Here is a 13,425-nt window from a genome sequence, read left to right as displayed (position 1 = left end):
TTGTTCCCCAGATAGCCATACATAGGTCCCGCCATGTCCAAAATTACTGATCCTTCCGCTTGCGACGATGCGCTCTATCGCAAGGTCACCCTACGAATCGTGCCGCTCCTGTTCCTGGGTTACATGGCGGCCTGCATGGACCGCATGAATGTCGGCTTCGCGAAGCTGCAAATGATGGATACCCTGGGATTCAGCGATACGGCGTTCGGTATCGGAGCAGGCATCATGTTCGTGGGGTATTGCCTGCTGGAAGTCCCGAGCAATCTGCTGATGGCGCGGATCGGCGCGCGCAAGACCTTCGTACGCATCATGGTGCTGTGGGGACTGACCGCCGCGGCGACGGCCTTCGTCCGGACGCCCGTGCAGTTCTATGTGGTGAGATTCTTCCTGGGAGTCTTCGAGGCCGGCTTCTTTCCCGGCGTCGTGCTCTATCTCAGTTACTGGTTCCCGGCGTCCCGGCGCGGCGGCGCGATTACCCTGTTCTCGTCGGCAGCGGCGGTGACCGGCGTCATCTCCGGCCCCCTCAGCGGCGCCACCATGAAGTATCTGCACCAGCTTGGCGGCCTGGAAGGCTGGCAGTGGGTCTATCTGACGCAAGGCCTCCCGGCCATCATATTGGGCATGGTGGTCTGGGCGGTGCTCAAGAACGGCCCGACGCCGGGGGGCTGGTTGAACGAACAGGAATGCCTACGACTCGCCGAGAACCTGCGGCAGTGCCGGTCGACCGAGCACAAGCTCACGGTGCGCGAAGAGCTGATGCAGGTCGTCCGAATGCCCGCGATATGGCTGCTGGCCATGGCGACGTTCCTGGAGCTTGGCGCCGTCTACGCCTGGGGTTTCTGGTTGCCGACCCTCATCAGGAACCTGGGCGTCACGAACCTGGTATCGATTGGCGCCATCGCTTCGGTGGCGAGCGTGGTCGGCGCCGTGGGGGCCATCGTGGCGGGGCGACGCTCGGACCGCTGCATGAACCGGCACTGGTATTTCTTGGCGCTCACCTTCATCGGCGCCGCGGGCCAGATGAGCTTCGTGCTTGCTGGCGGACGCTTCGTGCCTTCGATGATGGCCATCGTGGCCACAGGCCTGAGCCTGAGCGCCGGCTGGCCGCTGCTGGCGGTCGTGGCGACGGATTATCTCCCCCGGCAGATCGCGCCGGCGGGCATCGCGTTCATCTCTTCCATCGGCATTCTTGGCGGCGCCGTGTTCCCGGCCGTGTTTGGCTATTTGAAGTCCCGCACGGGGGACACAATATCGGGAAACTACCTGATCGCGGGCATGCTGCTGCTTTCAAGCCTGATCCTGCTCCTGTCGCGCCTGGCCATCCGGCGCCCGGATGGGTCGACCGCCTTGGCCCAGGGCTGAGGACCTGGCCTGGCCGTGCCTGTCGGCGGCGCGAGCGCGGCGTCTCCGCGAAAGGGGACGGCCGCCAAGCGCGCCGGAACATGGCGGCGCCCGCCGATCACGGACGCTCAAGAATGCGCGGCCCCGGCCCTTCGGCGGCCAGCGCGTCGTTCGGATTGCGCAGCGGACAGTCCTGCAGCGACAGGCAGCCGCAGCCGATGCAGTTGTCCAGTTCATCGCGCAGGCGGGTCAGCCGCTTGATGCGTTCGTCCAGCGTCTGGCGCCAGCGCGCCGACAGGCTTTTCCACTGCGCCGCCGTCAGTTTGCTGTCTGGCGGCAGCTCGCCCAGCGCGGCGCGGATCTCGTCCAGGGGTATGCCAGTGCGCTGCGCGACCTTGATGATGGCGATGTAGCGCAGCACGATGCCGGAAAAGCGCCGTTGGTTGCCTTCGCTGCGGGTCGCCTTGATCAGGCCCTTGGACTCGTAGAAGTGGATCGTCGACACGGCCACGCCGCTGCGCTTGGCCACTTCGCCGACGGACAACGAGCGCGTGTAGTCGATCGCCACGACCTTTGCCATATGAATTGACCTGAAGTTAAGCTGAGGTCTTATAGCCCGTCGGACGGGCTTTGGCAAACCTCCCCCCGGCAGCCATCCGGCGACGAGAAAAGGCGTAACATCCGGCACTTGCAGCCGCGCAAGCCGCAAGCGCACCTGGCCGCCGCGCCAGCCCTTGCCGTGATCCGCGCGCCGGTCTTTCAGCAGTCAGCCTTAATCCATGATGCCTTCGCCCGCCGACCTCCGGCCCACCTGTGCCTCGTTCACCGCGCACGGCTTCGCGCCGGCCGCCACGCGCTTGAGCGCCCATTCCATTGATTTCCTGACGGCGAGGCCGCAGCGATGAGCGCCGACGACAAGATGGCGGATGGCACTGAACGCCTGGCCAAGCGCGTCGCGGTCCAGCAATCATGCTCGCGCGCCGACGCCGAACGCTATATCGAAGGCGGCTGGATCGCGGTGGACGGGCAGGTGGTCGAGGAGCCCGGTTTCCGGGTCGGCGCGAGCCAGACCGTCAGCCTGTTGCCCGGCGCGCGCCTGGAGACGCTGCGGCCGGTGACCATCCTGGTCCACAAACCCGTGGGCGTGTATGCCAACGACGAACCGGGCTCGGCCCGCGACCTGATCGTGCCCGCCAACCGCATGGAGGGCGACCGCTCGCCGCAGCGCTACCTCAAGCGCCTGCTGGCCGGATTGCGATTGGTGACGCCGCTGGAGCGCGCCGCCAGTGGCCTGGTGGTCTACACGCAGGAATATCCGGTGGCGCGCAAGCTGCAGGAAGAAGCCCGCCTGGTCGAACAGGAATACATTGCCGAGGTCAGCGGCAGCCTGGACGCGGAAGGACTCGCCTGGCTGCGCCGGGGCCTGCCTTACGACGGCCGGCCGGCCTCGCCGATGCAGGTCAGCTGGCAGAACGAAACCCGGCTGCGTTTCGCGCTCAAGACGCCCGCGCCGGGCTTCATCGAGTACGCCTGCGACGCCGCCGGGCTGGAACTGCGGGCCTTGCGCCGCATCCGCATCGGCCGCCTGCCGCTCGCCGGGCTGCCCGCCGGCCAATGGCGCGCGCGCCTGGACTACGAGCGCTTCTGAGGCCGACGCGATCCGCCGAGCAGCCGACATACTCAAGGAGCACGCCCGACCGATGCCGCACGATTCCATCCCGCCAGCGCGCCGAGGTTTTCTCAAACAGGCCGGCATGCTCGGACTGGCCGCGCTGACCCTGGGCGGCTGCGCGACCCGGCGCACCGTCGCGCCGCGCTCGTCCGGCGGCGCGCAAGCGGCCATGCCCGCGCAGGGCGCGCCCGTGCCGCCGCTGCGGCCCGGCGGCCGCGTGGCCATCGTCGCGCCCGCGTCGGCCGCGCCGAACGCCGCGGACGATGCCGCCGACTGGCTGCTGTCGCGCGGCTATCAACCGCGCATCATGCCGGCCGCCCGCAGCCGCCTGGACACGCCTTTCGACTATCTGGCCGGCACGGACGCGGAGCGCGCGGCCGACCTGCACGCGGCCTTCACTTCCGCCGATATCGATGCCGTCTGGTGCCTGCAGGGCGGTTTCGGCTCCTGGCGCCTGCTGGACCTGCTGGACTACGAACTGCTGCGCCGCCACGCCAAGCCCTTCATTGGCTACAGCGACATCACGGCGCTGCATCTGGCCATCCAGCGCCATGCGGGCTTCGTGACCTTCCATGGCCCGATGCTGGCGCAGGATCTGCTGAACGGGCGCGAGGAACCCACCGAGTCCGCCCTCTACGCCATGGTCGGCGGCCGGATGGGGCAGGGCGCCTGGATCGGCGCGCCGGACTATGCCTTGCCGACGACGCTGATGCCCGGCACAGCCACCGGCCGGCTGGCGGGCGGCAACCTGGCGCTGATCTGCGCCATGCAGGGCTCGCGCCACGAGATCGACACGCGCGACGCCATCCTGTTCATCGAGGACGTCAACGAAGCCGTGCCGCGCGTCGACCGCATGCTGTCGCAGCTGGCGGCGGCGGGCAAGTTCGAATCGATCAAGGGCGTGCTGGCGGGCAGTTTCACGCGCTCAGGCGCGCGCGACGATGCGCAGTTCCAGTACGCGTTCCATCCCCTGCTGCGCGAGCGCTTCGGCCCGCTGGGCATACCCGTGCTGGCCGGCTGGCCCAGCGGCCACGGCGATCCGAACCTGACGCTGCCGCTGGGCGCGCGGGTCACGTTGAACGCGACGCGGCAGGGCTTGCGGCTGGAGCAGGCGGTCACGCGTTGAGCCATGGGCGCCTTTGCCCATGCACGATCATTTCATTGATATTTGAACCATAAGGGTGTCATGAAGAAGGCGGTGATTGCGGGGGGTGTCCTGGCGCTGGGCGCGGCATGGACGGGCGCGGCCTGGTACTCGGGGAAGATGGCCGAAGCCTTTCTCCGGGAATCGCTGGAACAGGACAATGCGCAAGCGAAGGCGCTCGGCGAAAGCACGGGCTACTCGATCGTCACCGAGTTGATTTCATTCGAACGCGGCGTGTTTACATCCACGGCGCGCTCTCGCCTGAAGCTTTCGATACCCGGCGCTGAAACCCGCGAGATCGACATCGTGGAACATGCCGACCACGGTCCCTTTCCGTTCCGAAGGCTGGCCGCCGGCGACTTCAGGCCGGCCATGCTGGCGACCCGGCTCGAGCTTCAAGCAACGTCGCATGTCAACGCATGGTTCGCCGCGACCCAGGGCGTAACGCCTTTGACGGGCACGTCCCGCGTCAGCTATGGAAAGCAGCTCGAAGGCACGTATGAACTGGCCCCGATGGCGTTTGTCAGGGATGGCGCCAAGCTGTCGTTCTCTGGAATGAACCTGCTCTGGAGGTTGGACCGCGAGGCCGGAGCCAGCGAGTTCTCGGGTCGGTTTGACAGTTTGACGCTGGACCATGCGCCGACAACGACTGGCTTGACTGGCATGGCGTTGCAGGGAGGCGCCTTCGCCTTTCGCGGCAAGCCCGGCAAGAACGATGTCCCCCTGTCCGACCGGAAGCTGTCGTTCCAGACGCTGACGATACGGCACGCCTCCTTGCCGCCGATCATCGTCCAGCCAACCTCGTTGGCGCTCGATCTCATCGAGGCCGACTCTGGCCTGGCGCTCAAGACCGCGTTGGACGTCGGCATGATCAACGGCTGGGAAAAGGACGTCGCCACGGCAAGGCTCGCCCTGGACCTGAAGCATCTGGATTCCGACGCGCTGTCCGCGCTCGATTTCATCAATTTCCTGGTAATCATTCGTACATGGCAAGGTGTCGTGCAGGGGAACATTCCGCCATTCTCGTCAGATGATCTCGAGGAACTGATCACCAGCATCGATCAGATCCTGATGGGCAGCGCCCAGGTCTCCCTGGCGCCGTTGCAGCTGGGTGCTGTAGCCGGGGCCTTGAACGTCAACCTGGATATGGAGCTGCGCAAGCAGGCGGCGGCTTCCCGTGGTTCCGCGGGCTTGGCGCGGATACGCAAGCTGAACGCCGAAATCGAGCTGTCCCAGGCCGGCACGGTGGATCTGCTGGTCTTCTGGGCAAGACTCATGGGCGTGCCTGCCGAGCAGGCGCTTGCACGGGTGCGGCCCGTGGTCGCGGAGGCTGCCGGGAAATGGGCTGCCATGGGCCTGCTGAAGATCGAGAACGATACGGTCCGATCGACCTTGTCCATCACGATGGACGAAGTCGACGTCAACGGGACAAGGATGCCTCTTGACCAATTCCTGCGATGGTTCACGGCTGGCAATGGAGCCGCCAGGGACTAGGCGCTTGCGCCGTTGGCTGAATAAGACCAGGTGCTTGGCTGACTCATACGGGAACCGGACACGGCCGGACTCAGTCCGCCGGTCCCGCGACATCCGGCCACCAGGACGGCCGCCCATCCTCGAAGGAATGGCCGTCGGGCCGCAATGCGGGATCCCGGTGCTCGTCGAAAGCACCAATCAACAAGGCCACCGTCGGCGCATCGTCGATCGCGCCCAGCGAACTGCCGCAATGCGGGCAGAAGGCGCGGCTGGAATAGTCCGATGAACGATAGACGGCCGGCGCGCCGCCCGGGCCGGTCCAGCGCAGCATCGAGCTGGGATACTCCACCCAGCCGACGCTGGGCGCGCCGGTGTGGCGGCGGCAGGACTCGCAGGAACAGGCATGGGGATTGCCCGGCTGCCCAACGGCCTCGAAGCGGATCGCGCCGCACAGGCAGCCGCCATGGCGGATATCCGAATGACCATCCATGTCCCGACCCCCTTACAGGCTATAGCGGTAGTCGCAGCTCATGTTCGCCTTCAACGGCAAGTCGCCCTCGGCGCGCGCGCCGGGACGCGGCCCCAGCAGCTTGGCCTGGAACTTGCCCGCCATGTCGCCGTTGGGCTGCATCTTGACCGTGATGGACGCGGGCAGCGCATACAGCGTCAGCGCCACGGGCTCACTGGGAATCACCAGCGTGAACACGCCCACCGGGAAATTCTCGACGACATGGCCGGACGTCTTGTTGGAATTGAACGTCAGCCGGGTCTTCATGTAGTCCAGCGTCAGCGCCATTTCCTCGGACGAAGGCGATGGGATCTGGCCTTTGATCGTGACCTTGCCGCTCTCGGAAACACAGGACAGCTCGGCGGGCGCCGAGCCGGCCAGCGCGGACGAGGACAGGACCAGCAGGCACAGGGCGGACATCGCGGCGGAACGGCGCATCATCGGAAGGTTCTCCAGGCGAGGGCAGGGCGCGACTGGCGGTGGGCCGGACATGGCGACACCGCGCCGCGCTGGATGGATTATCCACGACTTGGCGCGGGACGCGCCGGGGATTTCCCCCTCAGCGGGCAGCTCGCAGGCGTTCCAGTTCGGCGGACAACGCCTGCACCAGCGCCTGCGCCCGCGCCAGCGGATCTTCCGCGTCGCCGGACGCGGCGGCGGACTGTCCGGACTCCGGCACGACCGGCTCGTCGCGCAGGCGCGGCTGCACGCTTTCGTGGGTGTCGTTGACGTCCACGTCGAACACCAGCTGGTCGCCGCGATGCCAGGTGGTGAACCATTCCATGGGGCGGCCGTGCTGGTCCAGGCCCTGGCCTTCCAGCATCAGCAACGGGCTGCCAGGCTTGGCGTCGAGCAAACCGGCCTGGACCCGGTCGGCCGCCACGGCGCGGATGCGGTTGCGGCCGCTGTGCGGCTGCAGGCCGTAGCGCTGTTGCAGCACGGCGTGCAGCGACGCGTTCTCCAACTGCGCCGCGCTCAGCCCGGGCAGCCGGGCGGCGGGCAGCCAGGTGCGCACATAGGCCAGCGGCGTGCCGCCGACGTGGCGCAGGCGCTCCAGGCGCAGCAGCTGGCCGGTGCCGAAGAACGCGGCGACCTCGGCCGGCGCGTCGGCCGGCTCCAGGCCCAGCACGCGGGTCTCCAGCGCCACGCCGCTCTGCGCCAGCTGCTGATGAAAGCCGGTGGAGCGCTGCACCAGCCGGCGATGCTGCTGCGGCACCGCGACCACGGCCGGGCGTCCCGTCTCGCGCCGGATCAGGCCCTCGGCCGCCAGCGAGGCCAGCGCCTGCCGCACCACGCTGCGAGCCACGCCGTAGCGCTCACATAGCGCCGCCTCGCTGGGCAGGGCGGTGCCGGCCGGCGCGCGGCCGTCGAGGATCGCGCCGCGCAGCTGCGCGGCCATCTGGGCGTGCAGCGGCAAGTCGCCTGAGCGGTCTAGTACGGGGCCGGCATCGGCCTGGGCGGGCGCCATGGGAATCAACCTCCTGTTTGTGCCCGCGCAGTTTCCCATACATGCGACCAGCCGGGGGCCAGGTTGGCGGCGCGCTCGGCGGCCAGCACCAGGCTGTCCTCGCGCGCGATGCCCTTGCCGGCGATGTCGAAGGCGGTGCCATGGTCCACCGACACCCGCACCACCGGCAGGCCGACCGTGATGTTCACGCCGTCGTCGCCATAGACCGACTTGAAGGGCGCGTGGCCCTGGTCGTGATAGCAGGCGATCACGAATTCCCACTTGCCGCGCACGGCCTGCGGGAACAGCGCGTCGGCCGGAATCGGGCCGGCCGCCAGGATGCCGGCGGCATTGGCCTCGGCCACCGCCGGCGCCAGGATGTCGGCATCCTCGCTGCCGAAAATGCCGTTCTCGCCCGCGTGCGGGTTCAGGCCGGCCACGGCCACCGGCTTGTCGCCACGGCCCAGCGCCTTGGCGAAGGCGCCGGCAAGGCGCAGCACGGCGCGCATGCGCGCCGGATTCACGTCCTCGATGGCCTGGCGCAGCGATACGTGGGTGGTCGCATGGAATACGTACAGGTCGCCGGCGGACAGCACCAGCGAGAAGGTCTTGACGCCGAACTCATGCGCCAGCAGTTCGGTGTGGCCGGGCCACTTGTGGCCGGCGGCGTGCATCGCGGCCTTGTTCAGCGGCGCGGTGACGATGGCGTCGACCTCGCCGGCGCGCGCCAGCGCGCACGCGGTGGTGACGAAGCGCACCGAGCCGTCGCCGGCCTCGGCGCTGATCTCGCCCAGCTTGACGTGCGCCAGCGACGGGCCGGCCTGCACCACCTCGATAGTGCCGGGCGCGTTGGTCGCGTCGGCCGGACGAGCCACCGTGCGCACGATGGACGGATCGCCGCCCAGGCCGCGCACCGCGTTGGCCATCACGGCCGCGTCGCCGACCACCACCAGCCGCGCCTTGGCGCGCAGGGCCTCGTGGCCCATCAGCATCTTGGCGGTGATCTCCGGGCCGATGCCGGCGACGTCGCCCAGCGTGACGGCCAGCAGCGGCAGGTTGCGGGACTTGCTCTGAGTCATTGCTTGAATCTCCGTTCGCGGATCGCGCGCACGGCGCGAACCAATACATCTTCCGTGCCAAAGCCGCCGGCCTTGGTCACGATGGGCAGGCCGGCGGCCTGGCCCCCGGTCAGCGTGCCCAGGGGCACGCCGCCCATCACTTCATCGGCCAGCGCGATGCCGCCCGCGTCCAGCGCGCGCAGCACCTCGCGGGCGCCATCGCCGCCGGTGGCCACCACGCCGGCCGCGCCGCGATGCCGGATCCAGGCGGCCGCCAGGCCGCCCAGCCGTCGCGCCACCATGTCGGCGTCGAGTCCGTCGGCATGGCCTTCGGGCGCCAGCAGCAGCGCCACGCCGCCCTTGTCGGCGGGCGCGTCGAGCAGGGCGGCGCTCCAGGCGCGCCACCCGTCGGCGTCGGCCAACTGCGCGGGCGCCGGCATCCAGCAGCGGGCGCCGGCGGCGATCAGCGCCGCCGCCTGGGCGCGCGCGGCGCTATGTTGGGAGGTCACGACCACCAGCACCGTGCCAGCCTGTTCCGCGCCAGCCCAGACACGGGCCAGCGGCGCGGCCAGGCCGCCCGCGCCGACCGGCAGCGCGCGCTCGCCCAACAGGCCGATGGCCTGCGCCAGCCGCTCCAGCCCGGCCTCGTCGGCCGCGTCGACCACGACGATCCGGCCGGCGCGCTCGATGCGGGCCGCCAGCTCATCGGCCGAGGCCAGGCCGTCCTGGCCGACATGGGCGCATCGGAGCAGGCTGGGGATATGGCTTTCGGTGACCGGCGTGACCGGGTCGGTCGCGGCCGAGGTCTCGGTGACCGGTTTGCCGTTCACCAGCAGCACGCCGCCGGACACGGTCCGGCCGGTGGCGGGAAAAGCAGGGCAGATGACCGCGATCGCGTCCGGCGCCCAGGCGGCGCAGGCCGCTTCGATTTCGGCCAGGAACGGGCCCCGCAGCGTGGAATCGACCTTCTTGTACAGGCGCTTGACGCCGGCCTGTCGCAAGCGCTCGACGTTGGCGCGCACGATCCCGGCGGCCTGATCGGCGGGCAGGGCGCGACTGTGCGTCGTGACCGCCAGCACCTCGGCCTGCCCGTCGCCGGCCAGCGCCTCGTCGGCGCCGCCGATGGACAGGTGCGTGCTCCAGCCGGCGCGCACGAATTGCACCGCGGTGTCGCCAGAACCGGTCAGGTCGTCCGACACGATGGCGATCACGGGATTCACAGCGCTTCTCCGCGCGCCGCGCTCAGCGGCGCGGCCGGGGCCACGCCTTCCTCGCCGTCTACGGCAACCGGCTTCAGTTCACCGGCGCGCTTCAGGAAGTATGACGCCAGCACCGGCGCCAGGATCGAGCTGATCAGCACGCAGGCCGCGACCTGGGCGGTGGCGGTGCCCACGTACTGCTGGAACGAGGGATCGGCCGCGGCCACCACGGCCGGGGTGGCGATGGCGTTGCCGGCGGTGGTGCCTGCCGCGAAGCCCAGGCCGCTCTTGCCGCCGCGGCGCAGGATGTAGCGGTAGCCCAGGTAGACCAGGCCGCCCGTGATGGGGCTGATGATCAGGCCCAGGATCAGGCCGCTGACGCCGCCGCTGACGACCGCGCCCAGGTTGATGCCGGTGCCCAGCGCGAAGGCGAAGAAGGGAATGACGATGTTCGGCACGGGCTTGAGCACGTCGCGCCACTTGGCATCCAGATTGCCGACCACCACGCCCAGCAGGAATGGCACCAGCGCCGCCACCAGCGCGACCAGCGGAATGTCGGCCAGGCCCGAGGCGCCCAGGAACAGCAGGCTGAAGAAGGGACCGTCATTGACCGCGCTGGCGACGTAGGCGCCGCGATCGCGCGCGTCGCCATACTGGCCGGTGTAGGCCAGCCACAGGCCGCCGTTGCTGTTGTCGAAAGCCGCCAGCATGGCCAGGATGGACACGCCCAGCACGCCGTTCAGGCCCACGTAGCTGCCCAGGATGATGATCAGCGTGGCCGGGACCAGCGTCTTCATCAGCAGGATGGTGCCGGCGGTGGCCAGGATCGGGCCGCCGGTGCGGGTGTTGACCTGGGTGCCCGTTGCGAAGATCAGCAGGGCGATCAGGGGCAGGGCGCTGTTCTTGAACAGCGCGGTGGTGAAGCCGCCGATCGTCAGCGCGTCCGGCGCGAATGTGCCGATGATGGATCCCAGCACCAGCGGCACCAGCATCAGGCCGCCTGGGATTTTCTGCATCGTGCCAAAGAATGGGGAACGGGTGGATTCGGTTGCCAAGGTAGGAGTCTCCATGAGGAATTTTCGATCAGGCAGACGTTCATGCGCGCGTCTGTCGGCGGGAAAGACGCGCTAGTGTACATCTTGTACGTACTACCTGTACGTACAGAATCGGGCGCTTCATGGCGCCCGGAAATGCGGCGGATCTGCCGCGCTCAGCCCTCGTCAAACTCCCGAATCCAAGGGGGAAAGTCATCATGGCCCAGTACAAAACATCATTCTTGGATATATGTGATAAGCCATGCCGACCGTAGCATGGAGACCTGTTCCCACCCGCGCCGGCCACCGCGCCAGCGCCCGCACCAGGATCCACGCAATTGGACGACATGCAACTCCGCCACGCGGACACCGAAGACGAACTGCGCGCCTGCTTCCCCCTCATGCGCCAGCTGCGGCCGCATCTGGCCGACCCGGCCGATTTCACCGCGCGCGTGCGCCGCATGGCGGCCCAGCGCTATCGCCTGCTCGGCGCCTGGCGCGGCGACGAGCCGCTGGCGCTGGCCGGCTACCGGCTGGACGAGAACCTCATCTACGGCAGCTTCCTGTATGTGGACGACCTGGTGACCCACGAGTCCAGCCGTGGCCGCAACCTGGGCGCCCGGCTGCTCGACGCGCTGACGGAATCGGCGCGACGCGCCGGCTGCGCCAAACTGGTGCTGGATACCGGCCTGTCGAACGCGCTGGCCCAGCGCTTCTATTTCCGCCAGGGCCTGCTGACCAGCGCCATGCGCTTCTCCAAGCCCCTGGAACAGGAGACGCCGCGATGAACCGCATCCTGCATCTGGATTGCAGCCCGAGGCTCGAGGGATCGGAAAGCGCGCGCCTGTCCCGCGCCATCGTCGACCGGCTTGTGCGCAAGCATCCTGGCGCGCGGGTCATCGGCCGGCCCCTGCGGCAGGGCACGATCGCCCATGTGGATGGCGACTATGCCCGCGCGCTGGGCACCCCAGGGGCGGCCGCCGACCTGGCGCGCGGCTCGCTGGCCGATTCCGAGATCTTGATACGCGAGCTGGAATCCGCCGACTGCCTGGTCATCGGCACGCCCATGCACAACTACACGGTGCCCTCGGCGCTCAAGGCCTGGATCGACCATGTGGTGCGCGCGAACCGGACCTTCACGCACATCCCCACCGGCAAGCTGGGCGTGCTGGCGGACCGCCCGGTATATGTCGCGGTGTCGTCCGGCGGATCCTTCGCGTCCGAGCCCGCGCGCCAGCCCGACTTCCTCACGCCGTACCTGACCGCCATCCTGAACACCATCGGTCTGCGCACGATCCATTTCTTTTCGGTCCAGCGCGCGGCGGCGGGCGGCGACACGCTGGCGCACGCCAGGAGCCGGGCCCAGGCCGAGCTGGAGCGCCATTTCGCCGCTGTCCACGCTTGAGGCCGGGTCAGTTGCACATTTGCGGCAGAGGCATATAGTCTGATGCCGGCCCGCGCGCCGCCTGTCGCGCGGGCCGGCATCATTCCTCCCTTTGCCGCCAGCCGAAATGACCATCCCTCTGCTCATTCTTTGTCCCATTGCCGAACACCAGCTCGGCATCCTGTCGCAGCGATTCGACGTCACCTACGCCATCACCGACGTGGCGCGCGAGCAGGCGATCCGGGAGCGGGGCCAGGCGTTCCGCGCGGTGCTGACCATCGGCACCATCGGCCTGAGCGGCGAGGAGATCGCGGCCATGCCCAAGCTGGAGCTGGTGTCCTGCATGGGCGCCGGCTACGAGACCGTGGACGCGGCCGCCGCCAGGGCGCGCGGCATCGTCATGACCAACGGGCGTGGCGCCAATGACGACTGCGTCGCTGACCACGCCATGGGCATGCTGATTGCCGTCGTGCGCAATTTCCGCAAGCTGGACCAGCAGTGCCGCGCCGGCGTCTGGCGCACGCAGATCCCGGTGCCGCCCGGCATCTCCGGCAAGCGCCTGGGCATCCTGGGCATGGGCGCCATCGGCGAGAAGATCGCCACGCGCGCTCAGGGTTTCGGCCTGCGCATCGGCTATCACAACCGCAATCCCAAGCCCGGCTCGGCGCACCCGTATTTCGACAGCCTGACCGCCATGGCCGAATGGTGCGACGTGCTGCTGTGCGTGGCGCCCGGCGGCGCCTCGACCCGCCACCTGGTCAATGCCGAATTGCTGCGGGCGCTGGGGCCAAGGGGATACCTGCTGAACCTGGGACGCGGCAGCATCGTCGACACGGCGGCGCTGGCGGCCGCTCTGAGCGACGGCGTCATCGCCGGCGCGGGCCTGGACGTCTATGAAAGCGAACCCGAGCCACCCGCCGAGCTGCTGGCGCTGGACAACCTGCTGCTGACGCCGCACGTGGGCGGCTGGTCGCCGGAGAGCGAGGAAGCGCAATTCACGATCTACCTGCAAAACCTGGAGGGGCATTTTTCCGGGCGCGGCGTGGTCACGCCGGTCTAACGCCGGTCTAACGCCGGTCTAACGCCGGTCTAACGCCGGTCTAACGCCGGTCTAACGCCGGTCTAACGCCGGTCTAACGCGGCACGAGGCGGCAGCGCCGTGCCG

The 13,425-nt window shown here is 68.8% G+C and carries 14 protein-coding genes; 7 read left to right on the top strand and 7 right to left on the bottom strand.

Annotated features, from left to right (window positions below; translation table 11 throughout):
* The first annotated feature begins 33 nt into the window (after positions 1–33).
* Positions 34–1,362 (top strand): MFS transporter, encoded by a 1,329-nt coding sequence (locus C2U31_RS20395; RefSeq protein WP_103274445.1) that lies wholly within the window; start codon positions 34–36, stop codon positions 1,360–1,362.
* A 97-nt stretch (positions 1,363–1,459) separates the two neighbouring features.
* Here the strand turns inward: C2U31_RS20395 and soxR are convergent, their stop codons facing one another.
* Positions 1,460–1,921 (bottom strand): redox-sensitive transcriptional activator SoxR, encoded by a 462-nt coding sequence (gene soxR / locus C2U31_RS20390; protein ID WP_103274444.1) that lies wholly within the window; start codon positions 1,919–1,921, stop codon positions 1,460–1,462.
* Between the two features lie 321 nt (positions 1,922–2,242).
* Between soxR and C2U31_RS20385 the strand changes: the two genes are divergently transcribed.
* The 3 genes from C2U31_RS20385 to C2U31_RS20375 all read left to right on the top strand — a co-directional run bounded on the left by C2U31_RS20385 (position 2,243) and on the right by C2U31_RS20375 (position 5,651).
* The gene (locus C2U31_RS20385) at positions 2,243–2,989 is read left to right on the top strand and encodes an RNA pseudouridine synthase (protein WP_369869680.1); all 747 of its coding nucleotides are present in this window, start codon (positions 2,243–2,245) and stop codon (positions 2,987–2,989) included.
* A 214-nt stretch (positions 2,990–3,203) separates the two neighbouring features.
* Positions 3,204–4,139: an LD-carboxypeptidase gene (locus tag C2U31_RS20380; protein ID WP_103276477.1), complete on the top strand. Its 936-nt coding sequence runs from the start codon at positions 3,204–3,206 to the stop codon at positions 4,137–4,139.
* 60 nt (positions 4,140–4,199) lie between these two features.
* Complete coding sequence (locus tag C2U31_RS20375; RefSeq protein WP_103274443.1) at positions 4,200–5,651, top strand: YdgA family protein; 1,452 nt, start codon at positions 4,200–4,202, stop codon at positions 5,649–5,651.
* 70 nt (positions 5,652–5,721) lie between these two features.
* Here the strand turns inward: C2U31_RS20375 and C2U31_RS20370 are convergent, their stop codons facing one another.
* From C2U31_RS20370 to C2U31_RS20345, 6 genes are all read right to left on the bottom strand, one after another.
* The gene (locus C2U31_RS20370) at positions 5,722–6,120 is read right to left on the bottom strand and encodes a GFA family protein (protein WP_103274442.1); all 399 of its coding nucleotides are present in this window, start codon (positions 6,118–6,120) and stop codon (positions 5,722–5,724) included.
* Positions 6,121–6,132: 12 nt separating this feature from the next.
* Complete coding sequence (locus tag C2U31_RS20365; RefSeq protein ID WP_103274441.1) at positions 6,133–6,579, bottom strand: hypothetical protein; 447 nt, start codon at positions 6,577–6,579, stop codon at positions 6,133–6,135.
* A gap of 118 nt (positions 6,580–6,697) precedes the next feature.
* On the bottom strand, positions 6,698–7,606 hold the full coding sequence (locus C2U31_RS20360; RefSeq protein WP_103274440.1) for a GntR family transcriptional regulator: 909 nt from the start codon (positions 7,604–7,606) through the stop codon (positions 6,698–6,700).
* A gap of 5 nt (positions 7,607–7,611) precedes the next feature.
* Positions 7,612–8,664: a 4-hydroxythreonine-4-phosphate dehydrogenase PdxA gene (pdxA, locus tag C2U31_RS20355; protein ID WP_103274439.1), complete on the bottom strand. Its 1,053-nt coding sequence runs from the start codon at positions 8,662–8,664 to the stop codon at positions 7,612–7,614.
* Positions 8,661–9,863 (bottom strand): four-carbon acid sugar kinase family protein, encoded by a 1,203-nt coding sequence (locus C2U31_RS20350; protein WP_103274438.1) that lies wholly within the window; start codon positions 9,861–9,863, stop codon positions 8,661–8,663. The genes pdxA and C2U31_RS20350 overlap by 4 nt, the downstream gene beginning before the upstream one ends.
* Positions 9,860–10,897 carry a 2-keto-3-deoxygluconate permease gene (locus tag C2U31_RS20345; protein ID WP_103274437.1) on the bottom strand — a complete coding sequence of 346 codons (1,038 nt, stop codon included), beginning with the start codon at positions 10,895–10,897 and terminating at the stop codon, positions 9,860–9,862. Before C2U31_RS20345 ends, C2U31_RS20350 begins: the two co-directional genes overlap by 4 nt.
* Before the next feature lie 326 nt (positions 10,898–11,223).
* Between C2U31_RS20345 and C2U31_RS20340 the strand changes: the two genes are divergently transcribed.
* From C2U31_RS20340 to C2U31_RS20330, 3 genes are all read left to right on the top strand, one after another.
* Positions 11,224–11,664 carry a GNAT family N-acetyltransferase gene (locus C2U31_RS20340; protein WP_103276476.1) on the top strand — a complete coding sequence of 147 codons (441 nt, stop codon included), beginning with the start codon at positions 11,224–11,226 and terminating at the stop codon, positions 11,662–11,664.
* Entirely contained in the window at positions 11,661–12,281 is a 621-nt protein-coding gene (locus tag C2U31_RS20335) for an FMN-dependent NADH-azoreductase (protein ID WP_103274436.1), read from the top strand. Before C2U31_RS20340 ends, C2U31_RS20335 begins: the two co-directional genes overlap by 4 nt.
* 106 nt (positions 12,282–12,387) lie before the next feature.
* The gene (locus C2U31_RS20330; RefSeq protein ID WP_103274435.1) at positions 12,388–13,320 is read left to right on the top strand and encodes a 2-hydroxyacid dehydrogenase; all 933 of its coding nucleotides are present in this window, start codon (positions 12,388–12,390) and stop codon (positions 13,318–13,320) included.
* The last annotated feature ends 105 nt before the right edge of the window (positions 13,321–13,425 follow it).

It is taken from the genome of Achromobacter sp. AONIH1, from assembly GCF_002902905.1.
Classification (GTDB): domain Bacteria; phylum Pseudomonadota; class Gammaproteobacteria; order Burkholderiales; family Burkholderiaceae_B; genus Achromobacter.
The sequence above is the reverse complement of the archived record's forward strand: the minus strand, read 5'-3'. Positions and strand labels throughout refer to the sequence as shown.

What these genes read in the sequence shown, in the direction of transcription:
- C2U31_RS20395 (WP_103274445.1), top strand. Translation starts at nt 34, where the DNA reads ATGTCCAAAATTACTGATCCTTCCGCTTGCGACGATGCGCTCTATCGC.
- soxR (WP_103274444.1), bottom strand. Translation starts at nt 1,921, where the DNA reads ATGGCAAAGGTCGTGGCGATCGACTACACGCGCTCGTTGTCCGTCGGC.
- C2U31_RS20385 (WP_369869680.1), top strand. Translation starts at nt 2,243, where the DNA reads ATGAGCGCCGACGACAAGATGGCGGATGGCACTGAACGCCTGGCCAAG.
- C2U31_RS20375 (WP_103274443.1), top strand. Translation starts at nt 4,200, where the DNA reads ATGAAGAAGGCGGTGATTGCGGGGGGTGTCCTGGCGCTGGGCGCGGCA.
- C2U31_RS20370 (WP_103274442.1), bottom strand. Translation starts at nt 6,120, where the DNA reads ATGGATGGTCATTCGGATATCCGCCATGGCGGCTGCCTGTGCGGCGCG.
- C2U31_RS20365 (WP_103274441.1), bottom strand. Translation starts at nt 6,579, where the DNA reads ATGATGCGCCGTTCCGCCGCGATGTCCGCCCTGTGCCTGCTGGTCCTG.
- C2U31_RS20360 (WP_103274440.1), bottom strand. Translation starts at nt 7,606, where the DNA reads ATGGCGCCCGCCCAGGCCGATGCCGGCCCCGTACTAGACCGCTCAGGC.
- pdxA (WP_103274439.1), bottom strand. Translation starts at nt 8,664, where the DNA reads ATGACTCAGAGCAAGTCCCGCAACCTGCCGCTGCTGGCCGTCACGCTG.
- C2U31_RS20340 (WP_103276476.1), top strand. Translation starts at nt 11,224, where the DNA reads ATGCAACTCCGCCACGCGGACACCGAAGACGAACTGCGCGCCTGCTTC.
- C2U31_RS20335 (WP_103274436.1), top strand. Translation starts at nt 11,661, where the DNA reads ATGAACCGCATCCTGCATCTGGATTGCAGCCCGAGGCTCGAGGGATCG.
- C2U31_RS20330 (WP_103274435.1), top strand. Translation starts at nt 12,388, where the DNA reads ATGACCATCCCTCTGCTCATTCTTTGTCCCATTGCCGAACACCAGCTC.